The following is a 16,708-nucleotide window of genomic DNA, read 5'->3' as shown; positions in this document are numbered from 1 at the left end:
AATTTTTATTAATTATCTTGTTTCCCCTTTTCTTTTGCAACAAATTTTAGTAATTTTAAAAAGGTGATTTTATTTTGCTAAGAGACCTCTTTATTAATTTAACAATTCTTGTCACTTTCCATTATTTATTGATGCTTGTGTTTAAAGAGAATTTTTTAAAAAAGGAAGACACCTTGCTCAGACAAATTTTTAAAGGAATGATTTCTGGGTTACTCGGTGTCCTCTTAATGTTTTTCTCTATTAAAGCAGGACCAGCCATCATCGATTTAAGACATATCCCCCTTATTTTAACGGCATTTTATGGAGGCATTGCACAAACGTTCATTGCAGCCTGTGTGATCATTATTGGCCGATTATTAATCGAAGCCAATGTCGCTTCTTTCATTAATATTTTTTCCATGATATTTATCGCCACAGCTTCCTTTTTAATTGCTGAGCGTCATATCAATCACGTCGTAAAAATGCTGTTATCTATTACCATGAGCAACGTCATTGCGACGATTTTATTTATCATCATTGTCAATGAAAGATCGTTTGAACTGCATACTGCCTATTGGATTTTCTCGTATATTGCCGGTTTATTTAACTTTTATGTCATTGAGCATCAAACAAAAGCGTATCAGATGTTAAATTTGTATAAATTCCAAGCTCATTATGACTTTTTAACTGGTGTTTTAAATAAACGGAAATTCGATGAAATATTAAGTGATGCTTTTTCTCTGAACTTAAAGCAACCTATCCATCAAATGTCCTTGATTTACCTAGACATCGATTATTTCAAAACCATCAATGATCAGTATGGACATCATGAGGGAGATATTGTTTTAAAAGAAATCGGAACAAGGCTGATTAAGAACACAAGAAGCTCTGATTATATTGGGCGGATCGGCGGTGAAGAATTTGCTGTGCTTTTACCGAATTGTTCCGTTGAAAAAACATGGCAAATTGCGGAACGTTTACGAAAAAAAATGGCGGATCAGCCAATTTATTTACAAAACGGAACATCGATTCACATTACGGTGTCAATTGGATGTGCTTATGATGCAGGAACAAGTGAAAACATGAAACAATTACCGATTATTGCAGACCAGGAGCTCTATAAAGCGAAGCAGTCAGGCAGAAACCAAGTGAGCTTTTCTGGACGTAAAAGAGAACACTTAACATAGGCTTTTTCCTCAATTTGTTAGCGCTAATTATTTTTAAAAAAGTTTTCGTATAACAGTTGTTTTTTCCCGCAAACACTGGTAAAGTAAAGGTAATTATTTTTGTTCGTATCATCTTTAAGAAGAAAGTTTTGAAAGAGTTTTCGTCTTTGAAGTTTGTGTAAGAGCAAGAATAGTGAATTTAAGCGTTAAGATCGCTTTAGGAGGAAATTTCATGTTAGAAGGTAAAGTAAAATGGTTCAACTCTGAAAAAGGTTTCGGATTCATCGAAGTAGAAGGTCAAGACGATGTATTCGTTCACTTCTCTGCTATCCAAGGCGAAGGCTTCAAAACTTTAGAAGAAGGTCAATCAGTTTCTTTCGAAATCGTTGAAGGTAACCGTGGACCACAAGCTGCTAACGTTAACAAAGCGTAATTTAAGAGCATCTGCTCTTTTAGCACTTTATAGAGTGAAGGAAAACCGCTCGGCTTATGCCGGCGGTTTTTTTGTGTAATAAAAAAGAGAACCTGACGAGAGGTTCTCTTTTTATTTGTCCTTCTGCTTTAGTTTCTGTAAAGCAGAACGATACATATCATCATTCATTTTCGTCTCTGGTTCTTCTTCTTTGACAGGTGGTTCTGGCTGCTTAAACTTTTGAAGCGCCTGTCTATAGAAATCATCACCTGACGGAGCATCATCTGTCTGAGAAGGCTCTGACGCTTTTTCTTCCACTTCAGGCTCTACAGGTCTCGCCGCAACTTCTGGCTCGCTATGCGGCACGTCAGGATGATTCGAAACATCTTCTTTGATCTCTTCCTTCTCGGCCGAAGCGTGTCTGACATTGAACGCTACTAATCCGATAATGACTAGAACAGCAGCTACTAACGCTACAATAATCGTCGCCAAAAGAACCCTCTCCTTATCGCTTAAATGACGCAGTGACTGATGCTACACGTCTTCCTAATGCTTTCCCCAGCTCAATGCCTTCTGCAGAAATCACTTCATCAGAATCAATCGGGCACGTCACACCTGCTCCATAATAAGAGCCGTATAACGCATTTTCTGGAACATTTCCAGGAAGGCCGACCACAAGCATCCCTTGATGGAACATTGGCGTAATCAAATTATGCATCGTCATTTCTAATCCGCCATGTGTTGTTGCAGTGGTACAGAAAACGGCACCGACTTTATCGATAAGTTTTCCTTCTGCCCATAAATACCCAAGACGGTCAATCCATGTCTTTAATCCAGAACTAATGGTACCAAAGTGACCAGGGCAGCCCCAAATGATTGCATCCATTTGATCAAGCTTGCGGATATCCGCATCTTTCACATGATCAATGAACACTTCAGCTTGCTCTGTTTCACCTGCGCCAGCTGCAATCGCTTCTGCAAGTGCTTTTGTATGGTCACCTTCACTATCGTATACGACATAAATTTTCATGTACGGTCCCTCCACACTTATCTTGCATCTTGGTTTGCTTCCTTAGGTGCTGGAAGCAATGTCATTTCTTGTTTCTTATCCTGCTTTTCTTTTCGCTTTTTATCCTTACGTACATCTCGCAGGAACAAGCTGAGAATCACACCAGCTGCACAGAATAATGTCACCCACATGTAAGCATCATTGATGCCCATCACATTGGAATCGACTTGTGCTTTCGTAAAGAGCTGGGTCGACACATATTTTTGAGCAGCTTCTGCTGTCATGCCCATATGGTGCATCACATTAGAGACAGCCGCCTGGAATGAATTCATAAAGAACGGGTCAGCCGTATTCGTTTGATCTGCCATATTGGAATAATGGAATGTCGTGCGATTTGTATAAATCGTCGTGATCAAACTCGTACCGATCGAACCACTGATTTGTCTCAGTGTGTTTGACATCGCTGTACCATGACTGTTTAAATGCTGCGGTAATTGGTTCATCCCAGCAGTCATGACTGGCATCATCAAGAGTGACATACCAAAGGCACGTACTGCATACATGAGCACAATGTGACTATAAGATGTATCAATCGTCAGCCTTGTAAACTCGTATGTGGTGACAACTGTAATCAGCATCCCCACAATGGCAAGTGGACGAGGTCCAAATTTATCAAACAAGATCCCTGAAATTGGAGACATAATGAGCATCGCAAGTGCCCCTGGAAGCATTAATAACCCCGATTGCAGTGCAGTAAACCCAACGAGGTTCTGCAAATAGATCGGAAGTAAGAACATCCCAGTGTATAAGGCAACGGTAATAATAATGTTAATAACACTTGATAATGAGAAAATGCTGTATTTAAACACGCGGAAATCAAGCATCGGATTATCCGCTTTTAGCTGTTGGAAAATAAAGAGAATGATCGCAATCGCACCAATGATAATCGTAGATAAAACGATTGGATCTGTCCAACCATCACTTCCCGCTTCACTCACTCCGTATAGAAGCGAAGCAAAACCAACGATCGACAGAATCGCACCAAGGCTGTCCAGCTTGATTTTTTTAGGCTCTACAATATTTTTAAACATAAAGAAAGCCGCGATAATGACAATCGCACCGATTGGTACAAGTCCATAAAACATAATACGCCATGAATAGTGTTCAATAATATAACCAGATAACGTTGGTCCGACAGCTGGCGCAAACATCATCGCAAGACCAAAAATCCCCATTCCTTTCCCTCTGTTTTCTGGAGGGAAAATAAAAAGGATTGTTGTCATGACGAGCGGCTGTAAGATACCGCCACCGACTGCCTGAATCAAACGACCAATCAGCATCGTAGAAAAGTTTGGCGCAATACCGCAAATAAAGGTCCCTAGTGTAAATGAAATCATCGCCACGAGGAATAAGCTGCGCTGGCCAAAACGTGTGATTAAAAACGCAGATAACGGAATGAGCACACCGTTGACAAGCATGTAACCTGTTGTAAGCCACTGAATTGTCGTCGCACTCACATTAAATTCAGTCATTAAATGGGGCATGGCTACGTTCAAAAGCGTTTGGTTTAAAATCGCTACGAACAAACCGGCCATTAAAATGATCAGTAAAGACAAGGAGCCTGCTCCCTGTTTTGTCGCTGCAGGTTGATTTGCCATCTCAGACAACCTCCTTTCATTTTTTGATATCAGTCATCATTAAGATGAAATTTTGACAGAAGCATTCATACCTGGAAGTACTTTGTCAGATGGATTTTTAATTGAAATTTTCACTGCTACTTTTTGTGTCACTTTCGTGTAGTTACCACTTGAGTTTGTTGCTGGCAGCATATTGAATGTTGAGTTTGTTGCATAACCAATTTGTTCAACTGTTCCTTCAAATGTTGTATCAGGATCGCCGTCTACAACGATGTCCACTTTGTCACCTTTTTCAATGTTCTTAATGTCTGTTTCTTTAATATTCGCTGTAATGTAAAGCTTGCTTAGGTCAATCGTTTCACCAAGAACTGTCCCAGGCTGCACTTGTTGGTTGTTTTGTACTTCTTTTTTGACTAATGTGCCATCAGCCACTGCTTTAATGTTTGTTTTTGCTTCTCCTTCAACTTTTGCAACTGTGCTGTCTTTTTGCACTTCGTCACCTTCATTGATGTCCCAGCCTTTGATTTGTCCAGCTGCTGGCGCTGTAATTTGGTACATGTCACCTGTCACTTTTGCTTCATCAGTTTTTACGAAGTTTGTGCTTTCGTAGTAGTAATAAGCACCTCCGGCAATAATGGCAAGAATCACAATAAGGCCAATAATATTCGTTAGCAATAAACGCCCTCTGTTCATGTTTTGTTTCTCCTTTCATGTATAAAAATATAGTGTCATCTGCTTTAGCAAACTTAGAATGCCCATCATCTGACAGATTATGAAACAAGCTCATAGAGCTGGGCCTGTTTCCCCTTTTTCTACTCTGCTGAAAATGGTGTGCAGCCCATTTATACTTATTGTTCACTTATGAGCAAAAAGCAGAAAAAGAAGAAAAGACGATCGGCATCTTTTTTTGAAAAACTTATATTTAACAAGATTAAATATTAATAAATGAAAATTGAAATGTCAAAGAGAAAGTTTTACTTTTTTTCTGGTGATCCCTTCCTTCTCCACACAAAAAACCTTTCAGCCCTTATGCTGAAAGGTTTTTTTGAATGTTCTCTTTAAGAAAGAACTTCTTCCTGCTGAAAAAATTTTTTTAATGCGAGAAAAACGTCTGATTTTTGCTTCAAAATATAATGCTTAAATTTCTCATCCTGAATATGTTTATATGCTGACATTAACGTAGAATGCCGATTATATTGATTCACTTCACCATAACAAAATAAATTGGCTTTTTTCATAATTTCAGAAACGAGCTTCACGCACCGTGCATTATCAGAGGTCAAATTGTCACCATCAGAAAAATGGAAAGGATAAATATTATATCGTGACGGAGGATATCGTTCGTCTATGAGCTCTAGTGCCTTTCGATAGACAGAAGAACAAATGGTTCCCCCGCTCTCTCCCCGAGAAAAGAAGTGCTCCTCATCTACGACCTTCGCCTCTGTATGGTGGGCAATGAATTCGATCTCGACTGTCTCATACTTTGTCCGCAAGAAACGTGTCATCCAAAAGAAAAAGCTTCTCGCCATATATTTTTCCCAAAGCCCCATACTTCCGCTCGTATCCATCATCGCTAGGACAACCGCTTTTGATTCTGGTTTGGTGACTTCATTCCACGTCTTATACTTAATATCCTCTGGATAAATAGGATAAAAGGAAGGGCTTCCTGTCATGGCATTTCGTTTAAATGCTGACAGCATTGTGCGTTTTTTATGGATATTACCGGTTAACCCCGTTTTGCGAATATCATTAAACTCAATTTCCTCGACAACGATATCATCAAGTTCCTTTTGTTTAAGATTTGGTAGCTCCAGCTCACGAAACAACGCTTCCTCTAAATCCATTAATGAGACTTCTGCTTCGTAATAATCATCACCGGCTTGATCTCCAGCACCTTGCCCTTTTCCCTGCCCTTGCTTACTGTCAGATCCATCCCGAGCGACCACATCGCCAACCTGGCTGTCTCCATCCCCCTGACCTACATGCTTATTCTTATCATAGTTGTACCGAATTTTATATTCATCTAAAGAACGGATCGGAATTTTGACCACATCTTTGCCATTAGACATAATGATGCTTTCCTCTGTGACAAGATCCGGCAAATTGTTTTTAATCGCCTCTTTGACTTTTTTCTGATGACGCTGCTGGTCATCAAAGCCTTTTCGATGGAGGGACCAGTCTTCCTGAGACACAATAAACTGACTTTTTTCTTGCCGGGACATCCATCCCCCTCCTCACCTTTTTGGACAATTCTTGTAACCATCGATTCCATTATCGTATGCTGGCCGTCGTCGAAATGACGACGATTTCTAAAAAAGACATTACTGGTGCTGGTTTGCGCCAATAATGCCTCCTTCATTTATTAACGATTCAGAAGACTACCTACATATTTTAAGAGTTCATTTGCACTTGTGGAATTATAGCCATGCTCATCAATCAATCGCGCCACTACTTCATTGACCTTCTTCAACTGCTGCTCATCCGGGGTTTTCGTCGATGTCGTAATTTTCACGACATCTTTCAAATCGGCAAAGAGCTTCTTCTGAATGGCTTCTCGTAATCTCTCATGAGAATTATAATCAAAGCGTTTGCCCTTTCTCGCATAAGCTGAAATCCGAATGAGGATTTCTTCTCTGAATGCCTTTTTGGCGTTTTCAGAAATGCCGATCTGTTCCTCAATTGAACGCATGAGCTTTTCGTCAGGATTCATTTCTTCACCTGTTAACGGATCACGCAGTTTGTTTTTATTGCAGTACGCCTCAACATTATCTAAGTAATTATCCATGAGAGTTTTCGCAGACTCCTCATAGGAATACACAAATGCCTTTTGAACTTCCTTCTTCGCCATATCGTCATACTCTTTTCGTGCGACAGAAATAAAATTCAAATAACGTTCCCGATCTTCACTTGAGATCGATGGATGCTGATCGAGTCCTTCTTTTAAGGAACGGAGGACATCCAGTGCATTGATGGATTCCATGTTCTTTCGAATAATGGTGGATGAAATGCGGTTAATGACATATCTCGGGTCAATTCCGCTCATTCCTTCGTCATGAAATTCCTTTTTCATCTCATCAATATCAACAGATTGGAAACCTTCGACACTTTCCCCATCATACAGTCGCATTTTTTTCACCAAATCGATATCAGACCGCTTCGGCTCTTTCAGCCTTGTCAAAATAGAGAACATCGCAGCCACCTTTAGCGTATGCGGTGCAATATGAACATCTGAGACATCACTTTCTGAAATCATCTTATGATATATGCGTTCTTCCTCTGTCACCTTTAAATTATAAGGGATCGGCATCACAATAATTCTTGAGTGTAAAGCCTCGTTCTTTTTATTCGAAATAAATGATCGGTACTCCGTTTCATTCGTATGTGCAACAATCAATTCATCCGCACTAATCAACGCAAAACGCCCCGCCTTAAAATTTCCCTCCTGCGTTAATGAAAGAAGATGCCATAGAAATTTCTCATCACACTTTAACATCTCCTGAAATTCCATCATTCCACGGTTCGCTTTATTGAGCTCTCCATCAAACCGGTACGCACGCGGGTCTGACTCTGAACCAAATTCAGCAATCGTTGAAAAATCAATACTTCCTGTTAAGTCAGCAATGTCCTGAGATTTCGGATCAGACGGGCTGAAGGTACCAATGCCGGTCCGTTTGTCCTCTGAGAAAAAAATTCGTTCCACTCTCACATCCTCAATGCGGCCGCCATATTCCTCTTCGAGCCTCATCAAGTTCAAAGGTGATAAATTCCCCTGCACACGTATGCCGTATTCTCTATAGAAATCCTCCCGCAGATTTTGCGGAATAAGATGAAGCGGATCTTCATGCATTGGGCAGCCTTTAATCGCATAGACTGCGCCATGATCTGTTAGTGAATACTCTTCCAGCCCTCTTTTCAGCCTTGTGACAAGCGTCGATTTCCCGCCGCTGACTGGACCCATTAACAATAAAATACGCTTTCTGACATCTAAACGTTTAGCCGCAGGGTGAAAATACTCTTCCACTAGCCTTTCCAATGATTCCTCTAATCCAAAAAGCTCCTGATCAAAAAATTTGTAGGTTCTGACCCCATTCTCCTCTTCAATCCCGCTGTCCTTAATCATATGATAAACGCGAGAATGAGCAGATTGAGCGACAAGTGGATTTTCTTTAATAATATCTAGATATTCGCTGAATGTACCTTCCCATTTCAGTCGCTGCTCTTCTTCTCTGTGCTGTTCAATTTTCTTTAAAATATCCATATGAACCTCCTCTTTCAAGATTGAAGCTAGAAATCAGATACTGTTTTACAATCTATGCGGAGGCGTCCTATTACATGCTTTCGTTCTTCAAAATGACGAATTGGCAAACTGAATTGACAACCATCCGCAAGAGCCTTCATAATAAAGGAAAAACAGGAGAAAAATGAACTTCATCTCCTGCTTTTCAAGGCGAACTTCACAACATATGAAACCGGCAGCAAAGGAACAAAGGGATAAGGGGGAGCTTAAATGAGAACGGTCATTATGATGGGCGTCATCATTACGTTTTTAGTATCCATTTTCACAGCTGGCTACGAAGGCAAGCCTGGTAAATGAAAAAAAGGATGTTCCATCAGCGGAACATCCTTTTTCATTTCGTTCATATTTTCAGTACTTACATATTCACTGAAAGCGAGATCGGATCTCGGCTTTTATCATGTTCTTATATCAAATCTCGGTATTGCTGCTGGCGAAGCGCCTCATACACAAGAATCGCTGCCGTATTCGATAGATTCAGTGAACGAACATGCTCTGTCATTGGTAAACGTAGACAGCGATCCATATTCCGTTCAATCAAATCTTTTGGCAATCCACTCGTCTCTCTGCCAAATACAAAGAAGTAGTCTTCATCTAGCTGCGAGTAATCGAACGTTGTATGCGGCTTTTGCCCAAACTTTGTGATATAGAAAAATTGCCCCTTCGGATGAGCCTCAAACAATTCATCTAATGAATCATGATAGACGACATTGGCATATTTCCAATAATCGAGTCCTGCACGCTTCAGCATTTTATCATCTGTCGAAAAACCAAGCGGACGAATCAGATGAAGTGTTGTATTTGTTGCTGCACATGTTCGCGCAATATTTCCAGTATTAGCTGGAATTTCTGGTTGATATAAAACGACATGAAGTCCCAAAAAAGTTCACCTCTAATTTTCTTTTCCGCTCAACATTATACCATTAACTATCCTTTGGAGCATCGTCCAAAATGTGAAAAAACGTATAACGAATACTAGGTGTATAAGCCGTTGAATCTTCATACGACCAGTAACGCATACGGCTGTCATACGTTTGTGCATTCACAAGAGGCATTCCGCCTTTATCATGATCAACGACAATGGTTGTATGATTATACCTACCGTCACCCTCAAAATCGTAGCAAATCACATCACCTATTTGAAGCTCCTGCGGCTCCTTGAGCTTCTTCGCTCTCAACCCCGCTTTGGAATTCGCTAAATAATTTTTCATCGAATGTGCCACCGTCCAGCTGTAGCTCCACGTATGTGGACGAACCCACCAGCCAGATCCACGGTTCGGATATCCTCTCGTTGGCGCATTCCCTGCTTTTAGACATTGTGAAATAAAATTCGTACAGTTATCTTCGAAATTTTTATAGGCTGGATTTCGTTTATTCCAATACGTTTCAGCATATTGAACAGCTGCACGCCGGTCATAGTGAAAAGCTCTTCCAAATTGGTCTTCATTTTGGAAGCGCTCATCCACCTGATCTTCCTTTTGTCGTTCTTCTAACATCATCCGATCTTTCACAAGCATGTCGTTATAAAGAAACGCTTCTCTTTTCTCAACCTGTTCCTCTAAATAAAAAGAATCGTCTATATCCTTACAGACATAAGTGAGGTGCGCGAGATATTGTACTTGCTGAGCTCCATCATCTTGAATAGCTGAATCAAGAAGTTTTGCTTTTGCTTTCGCCTTGACAATCTCAACTTGTCTTCTTGCAAACAGCTCTTTCTTTCGCTCCACAGCGTCCACATCAGACATCAGCTGCGGCTGTTTGATCGTACTGCCATTTAATAAATATGCCAGTCTGTCTTCTAACGTTTGTTCTAATAATTGTTTCACACAGACACCACCAAACTTTTTTTAACATCTCTGTTTGGTTCATTCTATGTTCAATGGGAGGTTATTTAGTATTTAAAGGTGTTTGTAACAATTCAATCCCTTTGATGATCTCTTGTTTTGCTTCTTCATCACTTTCCCGCTCAAGGGCTTTTTCCAGTTCTGAAAGCTGCTGACCATCGCCAATTTTACCGATTGCCCAAGCAGCCGTGCCTCGAATGACCGGTCTTGGATCTTTATGCATCAGGTCAACCAAATCCGGCAAAGCAGATGTATCTTTAAAGTGAGCAAGTGCCAAAATGGCATTCCGCTGAATAGGCTTTTTCCCTCGCCATGATCCAGAAACATGACCATACTTCTCTTTAAATTCACGATTGCTGATTGTCAGCAGTGGCTTTAAGAGCGGCTTTGCAATTTCAGGGTCCGGCTCCATTTCAGGATGTAGATGAAAGTCTTTCCCTTTATTAATTGGGCAGACCGTTTGGCACGTATCACATCCATACAACCGATTCCCTATTTTCGAGCGAAATTCGTCAGGTAAAAACCCTTTTGTCTGTGTTAAAAACGAAATACACCTTTGAGAATTGAGCTGGCCTGGATTCACAAGAGCACCCGTTGGGCATGAATCCACACATTTATTACAAGTTCCGCACTGGTCTTCTATTTTCTCATCCGGTTCAAATGGAACATTTGTGATCATCTCAGCCAAATAGACATAAGATCCGAACTCTGGTGTGATAATCATACAGTTCTTTGCACTAAAGCCAATGCCAGCACGTTCGGCTACAGCACGGTCAGACAATTCACCTGTGTCCACCATTGATTTTGTCCGTATATCTTCGTGTTTACTGCGCAAAAATTCTTCAAGCATGTCGAGCTTTTTTTTCAGCACAACATGATAATCAGTTCCCCATGAAGCCCTGCAAAAAATCCCTCTTCTTGCATCCTTTGTACTTCGGGGAGCATCTTTCATTTTAGAAGGATATGCGAGCGCAATGGCGACAATTGATTTTGCTTTTGGAAGCAGCAAAGCAGGATTTGTTCGTTTTTCGATATCAGGCTCTTCAAAACCGGACAAATACCCTAACGATTCATGTAAGATGAGGCGGTCCTTTAATGAATCAAATGTATCAGCACTTGCAAATCGAATTTTATCGACACCAATTTCGTTCGCATATTGAATTAACTCTTCTTTTAATTGTCCAACATGAATCACCTTGCAAACCTCCTTTCTTTGTTTCTTCAGTTGTTTTCAGTATAATACGAGTGTATCATGACCGATTGGAGTGAGTCACTGTGAAGATACAAATGGAAATCTCCCAACCTAAAAGCCCGTCTATCCATGTTGGACAGATTGAATATTCACATATTGAGATAGGAAAATCCCCTCAAATGTTAAAAGGCCGACTGCGCCTGTTTCAAGAATCTTTGTTTTTTGAATATGAAGATCAAACTTTGGAAGAAGTACCAGCGATCAAAGAATGGACGAACCTTCTAGAAGGTATCCCCTTTCTTCCGCTTCTTGCTGATATTCAAAAAGAACAATTTATTGACTCGACCAATTCCGTACAGGATTTGTCGATATTTTTTTCACTAAAATATTTCTTGCCTATCCTTACATTAGATGCCGATCAATTGAAAGGGCCTCTTTCATTATCCAAAAATGAAACTGGTCATATTGAATGGCAGGATGGCGCAGAGCTTAAAGGGTTATTTTCTCAAGCAAGTAAAGCTCAAATTTCTCAAGACACAAAAAGCATTCTTCAAATCATTCTCTTCCCACCATCTATTTCCCGGGAAAAGAGTGAGGCACTTATACAATCCTTGACGAAGATGTTTATACAAATACATGGTGGAGAAAGTGAATATGAACTCATTGAAAAAGCACTGTAGGTCACAGTGCTTTTCACATTATACTGACATAATAAAAAACGCAACACTTCGTTTATCTATGAAACGAAATACTGCGTTATAAACAAAATTATGTATTGGAGCGGGTGATGAGAATCGAACTCACGACATCAGCTTGGAAGGCTGAGGTTTTACCACTAAACTACACCCGCATCAATCTTTTAGAGACAACGTCATTGCGTTGACTTTTATTATGTTACAACTTTCTTAACAATTCGTCAAGAGAATATGAAGATTTTTCGTCAAAAAATTTCATATTCTCCATATATATTACGATAGTTATTTGTCTAGTTGCAAATACACCAAATAAGCCTGCTTTACATCTTTTAATTCCTCTTTCAGATTCTTTTCAGAACCTGTTAAACCAGAAAACTCATGGTTCATTCCAGTTGTGATGGTAGTAGAAATTAATTTTTTCTCTCCAGGAGACATGTGAAAAAGATCTGAAGCTGATATCGTTGTGTTTCCTCCCACGTCCTGTTTGAAATCCATGCTAGTCGAGAGTTTCGTTAGTTCGCTTTGCTCTTTATCTTTCCATAAGCTATACGTTACTTTTAACAGATCATCTTTTTCATCTTCTAGCTGATAGATAAAATTCACACTGTTATCGACGCCATTTTGATGAAGGTCAATGGTGATTTTTTTTGTATCTTCTTTTAATAATTGTCCATCTTTGTAATGCATACCGATCAAGGATACACTTTTATTACTGCCTTTTAGTCCTTTCACTGTCATCGCTTCAAACGGCTTATCTGATAATGCTTCCAAAAGACTTTTTTCATTTTTTGTTAGTTTCATAGGTTCGACAGTTACTTCATCGTGAGTTGCTGTTTCCTTATTTTTCTCTGTTGCAGGTTTTTCTGAGACCGTTTTCTCTGTCGTTGTTGTTTCTGCAGCCTTCTCGCCGCATCCAGCTAATAGAAAAACAGTAAATAAAAGAATGCTCCATTTCTTAATCATTGATATCCCCTTTTATATATTTATTTTTTATTATACTAAAATTTGGTTTAATATACAAAAAAAGATTAGGAGAATTCTCCTAATCTTTCGCTTTTTTCTGTTTCATGGCTGATAGGAATGCCACAATGAAAAAACTGACAGCAAAAATGACAACCATATAAATAAAAAAGTTTGGTTTGATTTGGAACGTAAATGCTGACGAACCTTCCATCTCAAAAGCAAGACTGTTAAATAATAATTCATTATTTGTTTTTGATTGAAATAAGTGATAGAACAGAACACCAATAGTCAGCATCGGAAAACCTAAGAAACCTAGGAAACTACCAACAATTGCACCTTGTTTCATTGCCTGAACGTTCATGATCGTTGTCCTCCCATTCCACCAAGCAATAACTGCTTCATAATAGACTTACCATCCCCCATAAACGGAAGAAGGTAGAGCAATTGAATAAAATACGTGATTGAAAAAATGAAAAACCCTGTCGAAATTGGATTTTCTTTTAGAAATAAAACAGTCACAATGATTCCGATTGCGCCAATGAGCCCCGGCAAAAGCGGACCAAGCAGTGTAATCCACACCTGTTTTTTCTGAAACGGGTCTAAAACAGGCCTCACAAATTTCACAGACATCATATCGCTCGCAAAAAAGCCTTGAGGACCATCCCGGCCGGCGAACTTCCGATGTGCATACCCATGTGCCGCCTCATGCAAGGCAGTTCCAGTAATTAATCCGAAATAAATAATCGTAAAATAAATCGCAATGGCCGCAATCGATGAATCAGGAATAAATAAAAAGGCGATTCCCGCCATGATCATAAAGAGCACCCAGAAAAAGATGATTTTGCGCGTCACCATCAGCAGAGCCGTACCCAATATGTGAAGAAATGAATGACCCGTGCAGTCAAACCGCTCTTTCATTTTTACTTGATACTGCTTAAAAAATTGACAGAAGGCTGTGACAGTCCGATATGGCGATTGATAATGAATCGACAGCAAGTGATGCTGATTCAGCCCCATCATCAATTGATAAAAATCACGGGCAATCACAGACTCATCGACCTGAAACAAATCGGCGAGCTCTGCCGTAATACTCGCCTCTGTCCTTTGACCATCCACTTTCGTTAACATATGATATGCACTTTCGTTAATCGGAAGCGAACTTCCGTACTGCGTATCAGTCAAATGTCTTTTTTGTAAAGTCACATATGGCGCAAGTGCCGGCACCCGCTCAATCTTTAGCTTATTGTTAAGAAGTTGAATCATGTGAATACCTCCATGAAAAACCTTTATATATGGCAAAGATGAGCAGACATTCAAATCCTGCCACAAGCAGCCACTGAAGCATTTGACTCGATTCCCCTATCACATAGTTTCCAATAAAAACAATCGGAATCATGATTAAAATAAGCGCTCCAAACGAGAAAATGCCTGTGTATGGATTATTTCGATCAAGGGGCAATAAAATACCAACCACATAAAAGAGAGCCGTTGCATTACACAAGACAGCAGCGCCAATCAACACGATCCAGATCTGATCCGGGAGCGTCAGTGTTGTGATCATAAATAAAACAATTTGGATCACACCAACGAGCAAAAGCCCAAGGAACTTATAAAGAGCCACTTCCCACGGCCTTAGACCGAACGTTTTATACATCCCAAGCATTCGTTTGTCATTGCCAAATGAATTAAAAGCTGTTAACCCAGCTAGCGCACATAAGACAAAAAAAGCTTCTCCTTCAAAGCGGAAGGCAAACTGATAACGGACAAATAAAATGACAATAAGGAGGATGAGAAAGTTTAAAATATTTTCTTCATTTCTCACTTGTGACTTTATTTCCTTTACAATGAGTGACCACTTTTTCGAAGATGAAAATGGTAGTTTGTGCAGAAAGGTTAACGCTTTTTTCTCAGCCATAATTGGCATTAAAGCAAGAGAAATAAATGCGCCTCCCGCAGATAATAAGATGAAGAGGATCAAAAACGCATAATTCACCCCGTCAGGAGACATCCCTTGTGCCGCTAAGAAAAACGGTGCTGTAAAATACATCAAATGATAATCAAACTGTACATATGATTGCTGTATTTGATTGATGTCGAAATGTGTCATTCCATAGGCTACAACTAGCGCTAATAAAACAAATATCGCTGCAAATTTTTGCAACGGTAATTTTAATTTTAGTACGAGTAAATAAGTCACGTTGTAAATGAGCTGAAGCAGTGTTAAGACAAAGAGCGATTGCAACAGCACCATCAAAAAGAATGTAAGAATAAAGAAAATACCGATCCCTTGTGCAATAAAATTAGGTAAAAGCAAGATCCCGATGAAAAATAAAACAAGCCCTGTCACGACTGTCACCATCGGAATGAAGTAACCAAGACTTTTTTGAAAGGTAGACAGCGGAAACCAGCTGAGCTGCATAGAGAAGCGGTCTTGTTCAGGTGTTCTGACTTTGATCAGCACAAATAACAAGCTTGTAAAAATGGATGCATTGATTGCCATCGACACAACCAACAACCCAAGTGAACGTTCATCTCCATTTAAGAAAGCCTTCATAAAGACACCCGTAAAACTGTATCCGATGATGGCTCCCATTGTGACTGCAAACAAAAAGAATAAGACCACAATGATTCGCTTCGTTTGAGTATCAAAGAGCTTATACATCTCCTGCTGCCACATTTTAAGCATCATTTTAGAAATGATTAATGATTTCATCAAAATGTGCACCCCTATCACTTAACATTGAAGCTTTCAGAAACACCTGTTCCAATGTGCTTGATTGATACTTTTCTTTTAAGGCTGAAACCGTCCCTTCATCCATTTTATTTCCTTTAGAAATAATGGCGATCTTGTGGCACAGCTCTTCCGCTGAAAGCATATCATGCGTTGAAAGCAAGATTGCACCATGGTGCTCGGCATAACGTTTCATTAGTTTCTTTGTGTTTATAACCGCTTCAATATCAAGTCCTCTAAAGGGCTCATCCATGATCACTAATTGACTCTCAAGCATAAAGGCAGCAATCAGCTGTGTCTTTTTTTTCATTCCATGGGAATAGGTTTCAATCGGTCTTGATAAAGCTGATTCCATATCAAACAATTCAATTAGTTGATTTCTTCTTTGAATTGTTTTACATTCATACATAGAAGAAACAAAATCTAAATATTCAGCACCAGTCAATGCTTCAGGGAGCAGCAGATCATCTGGAACATAGGCGACTTGTTTTTTAAAGGATGGATCATCATTTGTGACGTCCTTGATATGAATGGTTCCTTCTGTATGCTTAATGATGCCGAGTACACAGTTAATCATCGTTGTTTTACCGGATCCATTTGGTCCAGCAACAGCAACGATTTGATGAGGGGCAATTTTCAAATGAAAATCATTGACAGCAGTCACGTTATTTTTATACGTCTTGGTTAAATTCTCGATCGTAAACATATAACCTCCAAGTGTCTGCATATTCTTTAAAAACAGATCAGGCTAAACCGCCCGCCACAGACGGTTTAGCCCTGGTGTCT

At 39.7% G+C, this 16,708-nt stretch carries 17 protein-coding genes and 1 tRNA gene; 3 read left to right on the top strand and 15 right to left on the bottom strand.

From position 1 onward, the window contains the following. Window positions 1-74: 74 nt before the first annotated feature. Together NST09_RS04660 and cspB are read left to right on the top strand one after the other, a co-directional pair. The gene (locus NST09_RS04660; RefSeq protein WP_148780299.1) at window positions 75-1,166 is read left to right on the top strand and encodes a diguanylate cyclase; all 1,092 of its coding nucleotides are present in this window, start codon (window positions 75-77) and stop codon (window positions 1,164-1,166) included. Window positions 1,167-1,377: 211 nt separating this feature from the next. Continuing rightward, window positions 1,378-1,578: a cold shock-like protein CspB gene (gene cspB, locus NST09_RS04655; RefSeq protein WP_008349061.1), complete on the top strand. Its 201-nt coding sequence runs from the start codon at window positions 1,378-1,380 to the stop codon at window positions 1,576-1,578. 111 nt (window positions 1,579-1,689) lie between these two features. On the opposite strand, the gene NST09_RS04650 is transcribed toward cspB, so the two are convergent. The 9 genes from NST09_RS04650 to queG form a co-directional block, all read right to left on the bottom strand. After that, window positions 1,690-2,049 (bottom strand): hypothetical protein, encoded by a 360-nt coding sequence (locus NST09_RS04650; RefSeq protein ID WP_017360371.1) that lies wholly within the window; start codon window positions 2,047-2,049, stop codon window positions 1,690-1,692. A gap of 13 nt (window positions 2,050-2,062) precedes the next feature. Continuing rightward, the gene (locus tag NST09_RS04645) at window positions 2,063-2,587 is read right to left on the bottom strand and encodes a flavodoxin family protein (RefSeq protein WP_008358701.1); all 525 of its coding nucleotides are present in this window, start codon (window positions 2,585-2,587) and stop codon (window positions 2,063-2,065) included. A 17-nt stretch (window positions 2,588-2,604) separates the two neighbouring features. Then, window positions 2,605-4,224 (bottom strand): DHA2 family efflux MFS transporter permease subunit, encoded by a 1,620-nt coding sequence (locus tag NST09_RS04640; RefSeq protein WP_017360372.1) that lies wholly within the window; start codon window positions 4,222-4,224, stop codon window positions 2,605-2,607. 39 nt (window positions 4,225-4,263) lie between these two features. After that, window positions 4,264-4,896 (bottom strand): HlyD family efflux transporter periplasmic adaptor subunit, encoded by a 633-nt coding sequence (locus tag NST09_RS04635; RefSeq protein WP_007497037.1) that lies wholly within the window; start codon window positions 4,894-4,896, stop codon window positions 4,264-4,266. Window positions 4,897-5,261: 365 nt separating this feature from the next. Next, window positions 5,262-6,425, bottom strand: coding sequence for a sporulation protein YhbH (gene yhbH, locus NST09_RS04630; RefSeq protein WP_007497035.1), 1,164 nt, complete (start codon window positions 6,423-6,425; stop codon window positions 5,262-5,264). 140 nt (window positions 6,426-6,565) lie between these two features. After that, on the bottom strand, window positions 6,566-8,461 hold the full coding sequence (locus NST09_RS04625; protein WP_017360374.1) for a PrkA family serine protein kinase: 1,896 nt from the start codon (window positions 8,459-8,461) through the stop codon (window positions 6,566-6,568). 442 nt (window positions 8,462-8,903) lie between these two features. Further along, window positions 8,904-9,377 carry a tRNA (uridine(34)/cytosine(34)/5-carboxymethylaminomethyluridine(34)-2'-O)-methyltransferase TrmL gene (trmL, locus tag NST09_RS04620; protein WP_003211950.1) on the bottom strand — a complete coding sequence of 158 codons (474 nt, stop codon included), beginning with the start codon at window positions 9,375-9,377 and terminating at the stop codon, window positions 8,904-8,906. 43 nt (window positions 9,378-9,420) lie between these two features. Beyond that, the gene (locus NST09_RS04615) at window positions 9,421-10,323 is read right to left on the bottom strand and encodes an amidase domain-containing protein (protein WP_008349082.1); all 903 of its coding nucleotides are present in this window, start codon (window positions 10,321-10,323) and stop codon (window positions 9,421-9,423) included. Window positions 10,324-10,384: 61 nt separating this feature from the next. Further along, a complete protein-coding gene (gene queG, locus NST09_RS04610; protein ID WP_026050065.1) occupies window positions 10,385-11,533 on the bottom strand; it encodes a tRNA epoxyqueuosine(34) reductase QueG in 1,149 nt (382 codons plus the stop codon). 83 nt (window positions 11,534-11,616) lie between these two features. On the opposite strand from queG, the gene NST09_RS04605 reads away from it, so the two are divergent. Continuing rightward, complete coding sequence (locus tag NST09_RS04605; protein ID WP_116306631.1) at window positions 11,617-12,213, top strand: hypothetical protein; 597 nt, start codon at window positions 11,617-11,619, stop codon at window positions 12,211-12,213. Between the two features lie 96 nt (window positions 12,214-12,309). Here NST09_RS04605 and NST09_RS04600 read toward each other — a convergent pair. From NST09_RS04600 to NST09_RS04575, 6 genes are all read right to left on the bottom strand, one after another. Then, window positions 12,310-12,383, bottom strand: a tRNA-Gly gene (locus NST09_RS04600). 127 nt (window positions 12,384-12,510) lie between these two features. Next, the gene (locus tag NST09_RS04595) at window positions 12,511-13,191 is read right to left on the bottom strand and encodes a hypothetical protein (RefSeq protein ID WP_008349087.1); all 681 of its coding nucleotides are present in this window, start codon (window positions 13,189-13,191) and stop codon (window positions 12,511-12,513) included. A gap of 79 nt (window positions 13,192-13,270) precedes the next feature. Further along, complete coding sequence (locus tag NST09_RS04590; protein ID WP_035392600.1) at window positions 13,271-13,552, bottom strand: hypothetical protein; 282 nt, start codon at window positions 13,550-13,552, stop codon at window positions 13,271-13,273. Then, window positions 13,549-14,454 (bottom strand): PqqD family peptide modification chaperone, encoded by a 906-nt coding sequence (locus tag NST09_RS04585; protein ID WP_272511337.1) that lies wholly within the window; start codon window positions 14,452-14,454, stop codon window positions 13,549-13,551. The genes NST09_RS04590 and NST09_RS04585 overlap by 4 nt, the downstream gene beginning before the upstream one ends. Continuing rightward, complete coding sequence (locus NST09_RS04580) at window positions 14,438-15,904, bottom strand: hypothetical protein (RefSeq protein WP_073415892.1); 1,467 nt, start codon at window positions 15,902-15,904, stop codon at window positions 14,438-14,440. Before NST09_RS04580 ends, NST09_RS04585 begins: the two co-directional genes overlap by 17 nt. Beyond that, window positions 15,882-16,628 carry an ABC transporter ATP-binding protein gene (locus tag NST09_RS04575; RefSeq protein ID WP_008349096.1) on the bottom strand — a complete coding sequence of 249 codons (747 nt, stop codon included), beginning with the start codon at window positions 16,626-16,628 and terminating at the stop codon, window positions 15,882-15,884. Before NST09_RS04575 ends, NST09_RS04580 begins: the two co-directional genes overlap by 23 nt. Between the last annotated feature and the right edge of the window lie 80 nt (window positions 16,629-16,708).

This window comes from Bacillus sp. FSL W7-1346, assembly GCF_038593335.1.
Lineage (GTDB): Bacteria > Bacillota > Bacilli > Bacillales > Bacillaceae > Bacillus > Bacillus altitudinis.
The sequence above is the reverse complement of the archived record's forward strand: the minus strand, read 5'-3'. Positions and strand labels throughout refer to the sequence as shown.